Annotated in this window: 13 protein-coding genes; 4 read left to right on the plus strand and 9 right to left on the minus strand. The window is 56.0% G+C overall.

Going from position 1 to position 12,622, the window contains the following annotated elements:
* Positions 1-252: 252 nt before the first annotated feature.
* The 5 genes from ccoS to HQL52_18260 all read right to left on the minus strand — a co-directional run bounded on the left by ccoS (position 253) and on the right by HQL52_18260 (position 5,055).
* Positions 253-435: a cbb3-type cytochrome oxidase assembly protein CcoS gene (gene ccoS / locus HQL52_18240; GenBank protein ID MBF0371385.1), complete on the minus strand. Its 183-nt coding sequence runs from the start codon at positions 433-435 to the stop codon at positions 253-255.
* A 1-nt stretch (position 436) separates the two neighbouring features.
* A complete protein-coding gene (locus tag HQL52_18245; GenBank protein ID MBF0371386.1) occupies positions 437-2,872 on the minus strand; it encodes a heavy metal translocating P-type ATPase in 2,436 nt (811 codons plus the stop codon).
* Positions 2,873-3,011: 139 nt separating this feature from the next.
* A complete protein-coding gene (locus HQL52_18250; protein ID MBF0371387.1) occupies positions 3,012-3,326 on the minus strand; it encodes a helix-turn-helix domain-containing protein in 315 nt (104 codons plus the stop codon).
* Positions 3,310-3,678: a type II toxin-antitoxin system RelE/ParE family toxin gene (locus tag HQL52_18255; GenBank protein MBF0371388.1), complete on the minus strand. Its 369-nt coding sequence runs from the start codon at positions 3,676-3,678 to the stop codon at positions 3,310-3,312. Before HQL52_18255 ends, HQL52_18250 begins: the two co-directional genes overlap by 17 nt.
* A 57-nt stretch (positions 3,679-3,735) precedes the next feature.
* Entirely contained in the window at positions 3,736-5,055 is a 1,320-nt protein-coding gene (locus tag HQL52_18260; GenBank protein MBF0371389.1) for a sodium:alanine symporter family protein, read from the minus strand.
* A 336-nt stretch (positions 5,056-5,391) separates the two neighbouring features.
* Here HQL52_18260 and HQL52_18265 point away from each other — a divergent pair, with 336 nt between their 5' ends.
* The gene (locus HQL52_18265) at positions 5,392-6,090 is read left to right on the plus strand and encodes a sulfite exporter TauE/SafE family protein (protein MBF0371390.1); all 699 of its coding nucleotides are present in this window, start codon (positions 5,392-5,394) and stop codon (positions 6,088-6,090) included.
* A gap of 35 nt (positions 6,091-6,125) precedes the next feature.
* Here HQL52_18265 and HQL52_18270 read toward each other — a convergent pair whose 3' ends face one another.
* The 4 genes from HQL52_18270 to HQL52_18285 all read right to left on the minus strand — a co-directional run bounded on the left by HQL52_18270 (position 6,126) and on the right by HQL52_18285 (position 9,986).
* Entirely contained in the window at positions 6,126-6,998 is an 873-nt protein-coding gene (locus HQL52_18270) for a methyltransferase (GenBank protein MBF0371391.1), read from the minus strand.
* Positions 6,995-7,711 (minus strand): alpha/beta hydrolase, encoded by a 717-nt coding sequence (locus HQL52_18275; GenBank protein ID MBF0371392.1) that lies wholly within the window; start codon positions 7,709-7,711, stop codon positions 6,995-6,997. Before HQL52_18275 ends, HQL52_18270 begins: the two co-directional genes overlap by 4 nt.
* A 136-nt stretch (positions 7,712-7,847) precedes the next feature.
* On the minus strand, positions 7,848-9,044 hold the full coding sequence (gene bioF / locus HQL52_18280; protein ID MBF0371393.1) for an 8-amino-7-oxononanoate synthase: 1,197 nt from the start codon (positions 9,042-9,044) through the stop codon (positions 7,848-7,850).
* A gap of 294 nt (positions 9,045-9,338) precedes the next feature.
* The gene (locus tag HQL52_18285) at positions 9,339-9,986 is read right to left on the minus strand and encodes a hypothetical protein (protein MBF0371394.1); all 648 of its coding nucleotides are present in this window, start codon (positions 9,984-9,986) and stop codon (positions 9,339-9,341) included.
* A gap of 925 nt (positions 9,987-10,911) precedes the next feature.
* Between HQL52_18285 and HQL52_18290 the strand changes: the two genes are divergently transcribed.
* From HQL52_18290 to HQL52_18300, 3 genes are all read left to right on the plus strand, one after another.
* Positions 10,912-11,538, plus strand: a complete 627-nt coding sequence (locus tag HQL52_18290; protein ID MBF0371395.1) for a GAF domain-containing protein — start codon at positions 10,912-10,914, stop codon at positions 11,536-11,538.
* A gap of 118 nt (positions 11,539-11,656) precedes the next feature.
* Positions 11,657-11,878 carry a hypothetical protein gene (locus HQL52_18295; protein MBF0371396.1) on the plus strand — a complete coding sequence of 74 codons (222 nt, stop codon included), beginning with the start codon at positions 11,657-11,659 and terminating at the stop codon, positions 11,876-11,878.
* A complete protein-coding gene (locus HQL52_18300) occupies positions 11,878-12,501 on the plus strand; it encodes a DUF1804 family protein (protein MBF0371397.1) in 624 nt (207 codons plus the stop codon). Before HQL52_18295 ends, HQL52_18300 begins: the two co-directional genes overlap by 1 nt.
* Positions 12,502-12,622 lie beyond the last annotated feature (121 nt).

Below are 12,622 nucleotides of genomic sequence, written 5' to 3' on the forward strand. Positions count from 1 at the left end.
CCATTCTGGCGTGGAAAAATCGTGTCAAGAAATATCGTGCTGCCACCTCATTTTTTTTGGGGGGGCGAGCAGTTACGCAAAATCAAAAGATAAGATCAAGATCAAGATCAAGATCAAAAGATAAGATCAAGATCAAAAGATAAGATCAAGATCAAAAGATAAATTCAAGATCAAGATCAAAGGAAAGACCTTGGGGGGAAAGAATTCCCCCCAAATCCCCCCATCTTTTTTTTTAATAGTTTAAATTCAAAATCAGGTTGGAGGCTTTTTTTTGGGATTTGGGGGAATCATCTCTTCATCATCATCGAACAAAATCCGATGCCTCGGACCCTCCAAATCTTCAAACTGCCCCCCCTTGATCGCCCAAACCAATAAACCCAAACCAACAACCCCCAGAAAAAGAGCCAAGGGAATCAATAAATAGAGAGTGTCCATATCACCTCTTCTTCAATCGCAAAGCATTGCCTACCACAACAAGACTCGAAAGAGGCATCGCAATGGCTGCAAAAAGGGGAGATACCTGACCACTGGCCGCCAACGGCAACGCAATGACATTGTAAATCAACGAAATGGCAAAGTTTTGCCGAACAATCCCCATGGTCTGCCGGGAAAGCTCCAAAATTCTGGGTATCGAAGCCAATCGACGGTTGAGAAATACCACATCCGCCGCCGCCACCGAAATATCCGAAGCATTCTGCACCACCATGGAAACATATGCCCGGGCCAACGCTGGCGCATCATTCACCCCATCCCCCACCATGGCGGTTTTTTCACCCCCAGCCTCCCGCCGGCGGATCTCCTGCTCCTTCCCCTCAGGCTTCAATTCACCCAACCAACCCGACGCAGTCACCTCTTTAGCCACATGGGCCACCACCGCATTACGATCCCCTGAAAGAATGTGGCAGGGAAGCGCCAACTGCCTCACCCGATTCAAAGCCCCATGAGCATCCTCCTTGAGGGCATCCGCAACCCCAATGAACCCCAGGAGCTTTTCATCATCCCCACAGGCGATCCAAGTGAGGGGCTGAGATATCTCCCCGGGAATGGAGGCGGCATCATCCGGATGGTGTTCCGCTACGAAGGCAGGCCGCCCCACCCGATAACGCACCCCATCAATAACCGCTTCAACCCCCAATCCCGGATAGTTGCGGAAATCTTTAACGCCCTCTACCAAAGGAATCTTCTTTTCCCGGGCCACCCCCACCACAGCACTCGCCAGAGGATGTTCCGAGCGGTTTTCCAGGGTAGCGGCGATGGAGAGCCATCTCTCCTGTGACATCTGCGCAACCGATTCAATTCGGGTGACCTTGGGGGTTCCCCGGGTGAGAGTGCCGGTTTTGTCGACAATGAGGGTGGTGATGTGGGTTAAACGCTCCAGGGTTTCTCCGCTGCGAACCAAAATCCCCTCCTTGGCAGCCAAACCGGTGGCGACGATAATGGCTGCCGGGGTAGCCAGACCCAAGGCACAGGGGCAGGAGATGATCAGCAAGGCGACACTGTTTTCCAACGCCTGAGAAGGATCCACCCGGAGCCAATACCAAAGGGTAGCGGCTGCCAAAAACAAAATCGCCCCGACAAACACCCCGGCCACCCGATCTGCCAACCCCTGAATGGGGGTGCGTTCCGATTGAGCCTGCTCCACCAAACGCACGATACGAGCCAGAGCCGCATCCTCACCCACCCGGGTCGCGGTAATTTCCAGTGCGCCATCCAGATTTTGGCTGCCTCCCGAAACCCCCTCCCCCACCCCTTTGCCCACAGGAATGGACTCTCCGGTCAACATCGACTCATCCACCGATGAGCGCCCCTCACACACCACCCCATCCACCGGAATGGTCTCCCCCGGGCGCACCACCACCCGATCCCCAGCCACCACCTCCCGAATGGGCAGGTTCAAGGTTTTGCCCCCACGGATGACGTTGGCGGTACGCGGGGTGAGATCGAGAAGTCGCTCGGTGGCCGCTGCAGCCCGCTTGCGCCCCCCAGACTCCAGATAACGACCTACAAGGAGGATAAATACGAAGAGCGCCACCGAATCAAAGTAGACCTCCCCCTCCCCGGTCAACGTTCCCCAAAGGGAATAGCTGAAGGTGGCTGCCGCTCCCAGAGCAATGGGAAAATCCATGCTCAAGCGACCCACTCTGAGACTGTTCCACGCCCCCCGAAAAAAGATCGATCCCCCATAAAAAACCGCTGGAATGGCCAAAAAGAGGGAGACCCAATGGAAATAGCTGCGAAATTCCTGGGTCATGCCGCCAAAAGCCCCGGCATAGAGAGCAAAGGAGAAGAGCATGATGTTGCCCGCTCCAAACCCCGCCACCCCCAAACGCAACAACATCGCCCGATCCCGCTTGCGATGGCGCTCCTCCACCCGATCCGGGTCATAGGGTTCGGCGCGATAGCCGATGCGGGCGATGGTGGCGATGATTTCCGAAAGGGTGGTGAGGTCCGGATTCCAGCGCACCTGGGCTCGGTGAGTGGAAAAATTGACCCGGGCACTCACCACCCCAGGGAGCCCGCCGAGAATTTTTTCGTTGAGCCAGACACACGCCACACAGTGAAGCCCTTCCAAAATCAGATGGACTTCCAGATCTCCCTCCACCTGGCGGACCAGGCGTTTTTGATATTCCGGATCATCAAAAACAGTGGTGGTGGATATTTCATCCCCTTCCGGGCGGCCACCGGTCAGGCTATCCCGTCGGCGATAAAATTCCATCAACCCCGCCCCCTGGATAATGCGATAAGCAGCCAGGCAGCCGGTGCAGCAAAAGTGCAAAAGCGCCCCCTCACCCCCATGGGTAATGGGCTCCCCCTTAGGCAGGGGCAATCCGCAGTGGAAGCAGTCGGAAGTGTGTGGGATCGCGTTAGGCAAAAGAGACAAACCGGGTTTAATGGAAGAAAGAGGGGGTGACGGGAATCATTTGGCGCGACATCAACGCAACCAAAAACAGCGATACCGGATAAGATGCCAAACGCCAGCCATCATATCCGGCTGTGAGGTGAGAGAAAACCTATCCGAACGTGAGAGAGACCCTGGTTCCCAGTGCGTTGGCAATCCGTTGCAACAGGTCAACCCCCACAGACATGTCGGCATGTTCAATTCGGGAGATGATCCGTTGTGTGGTCTGAGCCTTTTGAGCCAACTTGGCCTGACTCATTTTCAAGGCCTTGCGCTTGGCATGAATCGCCTGGGCAATTTCTATCTTCAGAGAGGTCTCCTCAAAGGATTTCCGACACTCAGGATCCTGCAACCAGGCGTTAAAAGAGGATTCGGCCTCTACCAGGTGCGCACTCTGTTGGTGGGCAGCGTCATCGTTTGGTTTCATGGCTATGCGTCGTCTGTTCGGTGTGGGTGAGATAACGCTTGTAGGCGATTTCAATTTCCTTTTTGGGTGTTGCCTCTCCTTCCCGTTTGGTAAAGCCATGCAGGAGAAGGATCGAATTTTTCAAGCGAATCTTGATGATCACCCGGTGAAGTTTTTTGGATTCCTTGACCCGGACTTCTTCGAGGGGATAGCCGTGAAGTTTCCGAAATGGAATCCCTTCGATTTTCCCCTCATTTTCTTTCAAGTGTGTTAAATAAGCGAAAAATCGACCGCGCAGTTTAGCGGACAGGCCTTCCAAAAAATGTTTGACGGGAATCTGACCGTCGGATTCCCTGTAATAATAGATACGCATGACCCTACAAACATTCTATACCCTTTTGGGTATGAAATCAAGAAAAGGTCACCCAGATCACTCCGCAGCCGGATCGTTCAGCTCTTCGAGCATTTTGGGTTGGGTTTTCAGTAGAATATAGGTCAGGGGCAGGAGGTGGACGATTAACATGAGGCCGATCACCACATCCCCCAACGACCAGATGAAGGCGACGGGAAAGAAGGGGCCACAAAAGGTGATGCCCGCAAAAAACCAGCGATAGTTGCGGACATTTTTGCCACCAAGATAGACATAACAGCGCTCGGAAAAGTGCGCCCAGCTGATGATGGTGGTGAAGGCAAAAAGTGCCAGGCAGAAAAAGATCAACCAGCGCCCCACCACCCCCAGGCCGGTCTGAAAAGCGGTCAGGGTCAGATAAGCCCCGGTCAGCTCTTCCCAGTTGCCCAGGGAAAGGATCACCAGCCCCGTCACCGTACAGACGATGAGGCCATCCACCAGGGGTACCATCGCCGCCATATAGGCGCCCTTGGCAGGATGATCTTCGTTGGCACCGTGGAGAAACGGGGCCACCCCCATCCCGGCAAAGTGGGAAAAAACCCCTCGGGAAACCCCAAACTGCATCGCCTGCATCACCGTAAAACCCACCGCCCCCCCGGTCATGGCGTAGGGTTGAAAGGCCGACTGTACCACCCAGCGGATGGCATCGAAGGTGTCCAGAGGATGGGAGCCCAGCACGATGATGCCGCCAACGACATAAGCCAGTACCATCCACGGAGCGCTGGCGACACTGAAATCAACGATGGAGCGAATCCCCCCCACCACCACCGTAGCGACAGCGGCGAAGAGGATCAGGGCGACCAAAATTTCCGCCAGACCCAGCTCGTTGGTCACCGCATGGGAGACCGAGTTGGCTTGAATCAGATTGGCGCTCACCAAGCCGTGGAAGAGGATCAAACCCGCCAGCCATGGGGCCAGGCGGGGCCAGGTGTCGCCGGTAAACTTGACCAGATAGGCCATGGGGGTGGCGTAGAGGGGGGATTGGGTATCTTTAGGTCCGTGGCGGATGGCCAGATAGGTGGAGCACATGCGAAAAGCAGCCCCCAGCAGCGCCGAAACCCAGATCCAGAAGAGCGCCCCCGGTCCCCCCAGGTGAATCGCCGTGGCGACCCCCGCCAGATTGCCCACCCCGATTCCCGCTGCGAGAGCGGCAATAAAGGCCTTGGTGTGGGGAATGTTTTTTTCGGTATGATCCGGCTCCCGAAAGCGCCAAATTTTTTTCAGCATGTACCAGGAGCGGGTAAGGGAGATTCCCCGGATCATCACCAAAAAGAGGAGGCCCAGCTCAATATAGATGAGGCTCAGGAAGGGATTCCAAAGCCAGGCTGCTATCGTATCCATGAATGACAAAGCCAGTCACCTCTTTGGGATTCCCCCCGGCTCACCATGGGGTATCATGCAAAGGTTCGGAGTGTTTACTGTGTTTTGGATAGTGACGAACCGTAAATATTAGCATGTCACATGCCATGTGACACGGAACTGACCCATCTTGAAGGGATTCCTTCTGGCGATAGCTGGTCTTTATCCATTTTGACCCCCATTATCCTAAATCCGGCAGTTGAGCATGAGCGCTTCTGACACCAGCTTTTCTGGATCCATTCAGCTATGCTTGGGCTCGTTTTGGGAAGATGGAATCAGGATGTTCAAGAATTTATTCCAGGGAGGAATCAGCAGCTGATGGCAGACCTTTTGGTGGATCTGGCCTTTGTATTTGGTGCGGGGGTGCTGGCTACCGGCCACTGTGCGGGGATGTGCGGTGGTTTGATAACGGCCTATTCCCTACGCTCTGGGGAGGCGTGCCGGGGGCTTTCTCCTCTCCATGGCAAGCGTTTGCTACCCCATCTGCTCTATAACGCCGGGCGGGTGGGGAGTTATGTCCTTTTGGGGGGCATCATCGGATGGGTGGGCTCCTTCATTGAGGTGGGGAGCACTCTTGCGGGGCTGAAGGGTGTGCCCCATCTGCTGTTTGGCAGCGCGATGATTCTTTTTGGCCTGGATGCTTTGGGTGTGATGCCGCTCCTGGGAGGACAAGCTGGCTCCAAGGGGGGGGCTGGTGGGTGGATCTTGGCTCGGGCTGGAAAACTATTGGGGGATCATGGCTCTTCCCGGGTGTTTGCCTTGGGAATGCTGACAGCCCTCCTCCCCTGTTCTCTCCACTGGGCCTTTCAAGCCAAAGCCGCGGCGACGGGTTCGGTGTGGGGGGGGATGGGGGTGATGCTGGCCTTTGGCCTGGGCACCATGGGGCCTTTGATGGGGCTGGGGCTTTTTGCATCAGCTCTGGGTGTGACCTCCCGACGCTGGCTGATGTGGGGGGCTGGCGTGACGGTCCTGGTGATGGGGGGGATGGTGCTGCGGCGGGGGATCATGCTCTTTTGAGTTCTGGGGGGTGCTCTGTTGAATCCTGACGAAACTCAGCTCTTTTTGAATATCCCGTGGATGACGTGGTAGCTCACGGAAAAACCATCGGCCCCCTCCAGATCCCGTAACAGGCTACGCAGGGCTCCCGGGGAGAGGGGGCGATAATCAGGCGCTGGGGTCTGGGCGCCGATGCGTTTGAGATCCCGCAAAAATTCAGCTCCGGAAGGGTGGCGAACCGTAAACCACTCCTCCTCCATCTCTCCCACCCCTCCCCCGGGCCAGATTTCGGGCCATTGGGCGGCGCTTGGGTAGATGGGCGTGCCTTTGGGCAATCCGGCCCGTTCACACGCTCCATGCCACTCCTGAAAGGTGCCGGATCCCAGAGTGGCGAAGGCGAGACACCCTCCGGGTTCAAGATGTGCCGTCAAGCGGCTCAAGCTCTGTTTCAAGTCGGCAAACCACTGAAAAGCCATACTCCCGGCGATCAGATCAAACCGCTCTTCCAGCGCCGGGTTGGAGCCATCCATCACCGCAAAACGGTGGCTGGCTGATCGATTCCCACTCTCCAGATGTTGCCGGCAGCGGGCTACCATGGCCGGAGCAATATCGGTAAAGAGAAAGCGGCCCTCAGGATAGCGCTTCACCATCACTTCGCTTAAAAAACCCGAACCACACCCCACCTCCAGCACCTTGGGCCGGGAGGGGGCGCGCCATTTGGCCAGGCGATCATCCAGAGACCGGGCGATCAGACGCTGTACCCTGGCCCGTTGGTGATAGCTGTCGGCCTGATCAAAAGCGTGGGCAATGGTGTGGGTCCGATCCATCTGTTTGGCGATATCGCTCCCCTGATCGCCCAGCCCCTCGGGTTCCGACACCTCTGCTCTGGACTCTTCCTCAGAAACATCGATGACACGGGCAGCCGTCATTCCCTCCCCTCCCCTTGAATCCCAGCCAAAAAACCACTGAGCTGTTCACCACACCACGCAGTGCGGGTGAGAGGGAGCAGATGGCCGCCACTCTGGGACCAGATGAGCTTCGATGGTGATTGGGCTCCAAAGGATTGCCGGGTGAGGGCGGGGGGAACGATGGCGTCGTCTTGACCTGCCAGCCCCAACCACGGCCCCGACCATTGATTGAAACGCTCCCGTTCATCCCAGTTGGCCAAGCCGTCGAGTCCCGCCTGTAACGGCCCGACCTGCAACCCGCCCAGCCCCATACCCCGGGTGATCGGTGGCAGACCGCTCTGCTGGCGAAAATCCCCCAACACCCCTTGGGGGTCGTGACTGAGGCGGCTCTGCATCTGTTTGATGATTCGGGGGGAGATACCCGCTTTAAAATCCCGGCTCCGGGAAAAACGACTAAAGCCGTTGATGCTCACCAGCCCGAGGCAATTCGCCGGAGTGAGGGTAGGTTCAGCGGCACTTTCAGAGGCTCTCAGTTGCCTTAAAAGCCAGAGAAAACCCATGGAGTGACCGATGCCGATGAAAGGCTCATGGGGATCAATGGGCAGCTGCATCCGCCCGGAAAAGCCCAGATCCACCAACCGACAGCGCTCCGGCCCCAGCAAGGCGCTCAAGGGTCGCCAAAAGCCCGGCCCAAAGCCCCAGCCGTGGACCATCAACAGGAGGGGCTGTTTCATGGAGAACGCCCAGAGATGCTCAGAGGATGAAGCCGAGAGACGGACATCAAAGGGGTTCTCATCAAAAAGGTGGGCATCAAAAAGGTGGGCATCAAAAAGGTGGATATCAAAAAAGTGGATATCAAAAAGGTCGGCATCAGGAAAATTTCCGCCACAGCTGGGGAATCGTTTCCAGGAGAAATTCAATCGCCTCCTCATCGTGGAGAGCACTCAAGGTAAAGCGCATGCGACTGCTTCCCGGAGGCACCGTGGGGGGACGAATCGCCACAGCCAGCCCGCCAGCGGCTTCGAAGGCCCGGCTGATCTCCAAAGCTTTTTCAGCCTCTCCCACCAGCATGGGGATAATCTGGGTAGAGGAAGCCCCGGTATCGATACCCGCAGCCTGGAAAACCTGCCGCACCCGCTGGGCGTTGGCGAGCAAGCGTTCACGCTCCAAATCCAGCGTCGGCAACAGCTCCAGCGCCGCATACATCGCCCCCAACACCCCTGGCGGCAAGGCCGTGGCATAGATAAACCCCCCTGCCCGATTGATCAGATATTCCCTCAAGCCTTGATCACACGCCACATAGGCCCCAAACCCCCCCAACCCTTTGCTGAAGGTGCCCATCACCAGATCCACTTCCCCCGGCACCCGGGCCGAGAGCCCAAACCCTTCTGGCCCCAACACCCCCGTGGCGTGGGCTTCATCCAGATAGAGAAAGGCCCCAAAACGATTTTTAAGGGACACCAAGGCGGTCACATCCACCTGATCCCCATCCATGGAAAAAACCGACTCAGAGAGAATAAACCGGGGGCCGGGGCTTGCCTGGTGCTTGTTGAGCAGGGTTTCCAGATGGTTTAAATCGTTGTGCCGGTAACGGATTTGCCGCACTCCAGCCGCCTGGCAGCCGTGATGGATGGAAGCGTGGTTCAGGCGGTCGGAAAAAACCAGGGGTGTGGCCCCCAAAATTTCCCGGTCGAGGAGAGCTGGCAGGATGGCGGCATTGGCTTGAAAGCCGGAGTTGAACACCAGGGCGGTTGCGGTTTTTTTGCCCCGGGCCACACGGGATTCCACTTGGCCAAAAAGATCCAGATCCCCACACACCAGCCGGGAAGCTGTCGAGCCGCACCCCCACTCCCGGGTCCACGCCTGAGCCTGGGCTATCAATGCCGGATGGGTGGCCAGCCCCAGATAGTCGTTGGAGGAAAAATTGCGCAACCGCCCCCCGTCCCGTTCAATCCATCCACCCTGAGCCCGCCCCACGGGACGCAAAACACGCAAACCACCCGCGTCGGCGCGCTGGCGGCAAAATCGGGCATAACGGGCAGCAGGTGTCTCGTCGGCAAGGGACATGGCGTCGGCATCAAGCCAGTTGGGTAAACCATCAGGTTGAAAGAAAGGTTTACTATCGGATCAAGGGAGTGGCGTCAAGAACTATCAGCCCGGGAGTGGGGGTTGGAAGGTTTGAGCAGGCCAAAAAAAATGTGGATGGATGGCCTTGGCGGCTCTATTTGGGGCTCTGGGTGAGGTAGCGGCCACACTCTCAAGGGGGTGGACACCCAAGGAGATGATCACCACCGTTGAGCGACCCCATCCGGGGAAGATGAGGCTGCTTTCAGATCTGATTTCAGGGGGGGTGTGATTCGATCAGAGGGCCTTTTTCAGGGATTGTTCGATTTTGTTGGACATGGAGGAGATTTCGTTGATAACCCGGTCGATGTCTCCAGCCAGATTACGGGCGACGCGGGCAGTGCTTTTCACTTCACCCGCCACCACCGCGAATCCCTTGCCAAACTCACCAGCCCGGGAAGCCTGGATACCGGCATTGATGGCCAGCACCTCCAGTTCGTTGGAAATTTTTTCGATGACGTGGAGGGTTTTGGACACGTCACGGGTGTTGGAGTCGATCTCTTTGCGGACGTTGGAAAGATCGGCGAACACCTGTTTGTAGGTAGAGCCGTGCTGTTCCTTGAAGATTTCCCGCATTAAAAAGGCCGCCTGCCCGGGGACGACGGGGGTTTGGTTGTTGAGCAGAGAGATGCGTTGGGGCGTGTCCGGGGATTGGGTGGCATCAAAGATATAATCCACCGGCATGCTGTTGAGGGCCATCTCCAGGTTGGTCAGGGTTTTGATACCCATGCCCTGTGCCTGGGACAAGGCCGGGGCGTCCGGGTCTTCGTCCACCAGAAAGATGACTTCTATATCATCACCCCGGGAGAGAATTTGCAGCAGTTCCCCGCCGATATCCCCTCCGCCAATGATGCCTACTTTTTTACCGCCCTGACTGGCTGTCATCCTCTCGAACCTCCGGTTTGTGGCCTATGCCCGGAATGTCGTCCATCTCCAACTGGCCCTACAAAAAAACATTTTCTGGCCCGGAGTGGCGTCATAACTGAATTATCAGGAAAAAACGGTATTGATGCTGCCAGCCGTTGGATTCCCTGTAGGGGTTTGGTTGATCTTTGTGAAGCGGGCGTTCGGACTATTATGCCCCTCAATTGCAAAAAGTCGACCCAAACTGGGCCAGTATAGCTCTCTTCACGCCTTAAGTCCGGGCCTTTTTTCCAGGGAGTTCAACTCCGCCTGGTTCCCTGACGTGGGGCTGGAGCAAACATGGCTTTATTTTCTGGCCACGGGCTTAGGCACCCCTTCATGAACTTATTGATAATATTGGAATAAGTTCACACAAAAAGAACGCTTCCCCTCTTTCTCGGATCCTTTTTTTTATACGTCCAACCCGGTTTTTAATCATTTCATGGCCATTCATTGCCTCAAAGTGACGAGGTTCCTTTATCAGGCAAGGGAGTGGCATTAACCGGTCAGTCACCCCCTCCGAAGCCACTGCTGCACCCCATCATCTTGAATTTTTTGGCAAGCCGCTTTAACTTGTATGCCATGAAATCGGTGCTGGCGATATTCTTTAAATTGGTCTCAACTTTAACAGGATGGCGTGTTTTTTTGAAATATGGCAAAACAATTGCATCACCACCTGTTGGCTCAAACCCGCTTTATATAGAAAATCCATCTGAAAAGAACAGAGCCAATAACGGGATGCACCCCATTTCCAGGTCACTCTCCGACGGCTCCTGTATATAGCCCGAAGAGTTAAGGATTTTACGGATTTTTTCAAGCTTTTCTCAAGACAAAAGCTTGAGGGCAATAAATGGATTCAATCTGGCTTGAACCACCGCTGTTGCGTTTAAGAAAGAACAGGAAAATCATGGCTGAGACCACCAATCAATCCGATCCACTCCAGGAATTGCGAGCGCTGGCCAGCAAAAAGGCCGATTCCGGCAAAAAATCCGGCTCCAAGGCCGATTCCAAGGAGGAGTATAAAGAGATCCTGAATCAAGCGGTGGCGTTGCTTCCTGATATTCTCAAGACTGAACGCTGTTCCATTTTTATCCACGACCCCAAGCACCAGCGGGCCTGGCTGCAAAGCGGTACCGGATTGATCGAAAAAGAGCTGGATATTCCCCTGCAGCGCTCCATCACCGGGGAGGTGGTCATCACTGGCCAGCCGTTGATTGTCAACGATATGCGCCACCGGGACGGTGTTCACCGGGATGTGGACCAGATGACCGGCTACAACACCCGAAACGTCCTCTGCGTGCCCATCAAAAATCGCGATGGAAACAAAGTTCGAGGAACCCTGCAGGTGATCAACAAGCTGAACAATAAAAGCTTCAACCTGGAGGATCAAAGCCTTTTGGAGCGTGCAGCCACCCTTTTGCGCACAGCCACCCGAACCGCCTATCTCTCCCAAGGAGGGGTGAGGCGCTCCTCCCGGTCCGGCTCCAAAGCGTTAGCGGACAAACTGAAAAAGCTATTGCCCGATATGTCGTGAAAAAATATCAATACTCAAAAATCACGATCAACCCAACCAGCCTGCAGGCCCTTTTCCCGGATTGGCCGCCAGGCCAAAATAACCCCCTTTTTTTCCGGGAAGGCTCAAGGATTCAGTCATGGCTGAAAACAGAGGACTCCACCCCATACTGGACGGCATACAATCCAAGCTTGATGCCATCGAACAGCGCCAGTGGCACCACACCCGCCAGATGCGCAGCCTGGATGAGCACCTGATCCAGGCAGGGGAAATCTCTCCCCCAACCCCTGGCCACAGCTCTGCCGACCTGACCCTCTCGGCCTGTGTCCGGCTCATCAAAGCCCGTTTTCAGACCAGCTGATGAAAAAAAAACGCGGTAAACTTTTAGGCGACGCCCTCAGAGGGGATTTCGTGACCAGCGGTCTCACCCTGGCAGAGGCTGCCAGCCATCAGGGGGTCTCCCTGGAAACCGCCAAGCGCTGGAAAAGAGAGGCCAAAAAAGCCGGGGACGACTGGGAAGCGGCACGGATCAAAGGGGTGGCCTGCACCAAAACATCCCGAGCGGCCTCTTCGCCAAAGCCCCAAAAAAAACCAGGCTCATCCCTGAGCGGCCGTGTGGCCATGGGGAAGGCTGCTGGCAACCGGGGTAGCCAATGGCTTGCCGGCGAGCGGCGGGATTATCTGGTGGAACGCCTTCTGGAGGATTATCTACAGCTCCACCTGGAAGCTGTGGAAGCGGTACAGGATCAAGTGGAAGATCCTTTGGGGCGGGTAGATGCCCTGGCCCGTCTCTCCCAGGCCTTGGACCGCACCCTGCGCTCATTGGGCCGGGCAAGTCCTGAACTCTCCCGGTTGGCAGTGGCCAAGGCCATTTTGGAAAAACAGGCCGAATTCGTCAAACTCCGTTTTCCCAACCATATGCCCGCCTTTCTGGAGGTGCTGGAGCCCTTTGGCGACGAACTGGCCCAAAGCCTCAACAGCTGATCATCCTTCTTGAAGTCCTGCCATTTTTCATACCCCCCCTCGGAGTAACTGCTCTCCCCCTATTTGATTTTGCCAGCCAAAGCGATTTGAATGGCGATCAATGGGTTGACTCCCTGTTGAC

Source organism: Magnetococcales bacterium, from assembly GCA_015232395.1.
Lineage (GTDB): Bacteria > Pseudomonadota > Magnetococcia > Magnetococcales > JADFZT01 > JADFZT01.

Coding starts and splice junctions, on each gene's coding strand:
- ccoS (MBF0371385.1), bottom strand. CDS start 435: ATGGACACTCTCTATTTATTGATTCCCTTGGCTCTTTTTCTGGGGGTT.
- HQL52_18250 (MBF0371387.1), bottom strand. CDS start 3,326: ATGAAACCAAACGATGACGCTGCCCACCAACAGAGTGCGCACCTGGTA.
- HQL52_18255 (MBF0371388.1), bottom strand. CDS start 3,678: ATGCGTATCTATTATTACAGGGAATCCGACGGTCAGATTCCCGTCAAA.
- HQL52_18260 (MBF0371389.1), bottom strand. CDS start 5,055: ATGGATACGATAGCAGCCTGGCTTTGGAATCCCTTCCTGAGCCTCATC.
- HQL52_18265 (MBF0371390.1), top strand. CDS start 5,392: ATGGCAGACCTTTTGGTGGATCTGGCCTTTGTATTTGGTGCGGGGGTG.
- HQL52_18270 (MBF0371391.1), bottom strand. CDS start 6,998: ATGACGGCTGCCCGTGTCATCGATGTTTCTGAGGAAGAGTCCAGAGCA.
- HQL52_18275 (MBF0371392.1), bottom strand. CDS start 7,711: ATGAAACAGCCCCTCCTGTTGATGGTCCACGGCTGGGGCTTTGGGCCG.
- bioF (MBF0371393.1), bottom strand. CDS start 9,044: ATGTCCCTTGCCGACGAGACACCTGCTGCCCGTTATGCCCGATTTTGC.
- HQL52_18285 (MBF0371394.1), bottom strand. CDS start 9,986: ATGACAGCCAGTCAGGGCGGTAAAAAAGTAGGCATCATTGGCGGAGGG.
- HQL52_18290 (MBF0371395.1), top strand. CDS start 10,912: ATGGCTGAGACCACCAATCAATCCGATCCACTCCAGGAATTGCGAGCG.
- HQL52_18295 (MBF0371396.1), top strand. CDS start 11,657: ATGGCTGAAAACAGAGGACTCCACCCCATACTGGACGGCATACAATCC.
- HQL52_18300 (MBF0371397.1), top strand. CDS start 11,878: ATGAAAAAAAAACGCGGTAAACTTTTAGGCGACGCCCTCAGAGGGGAT.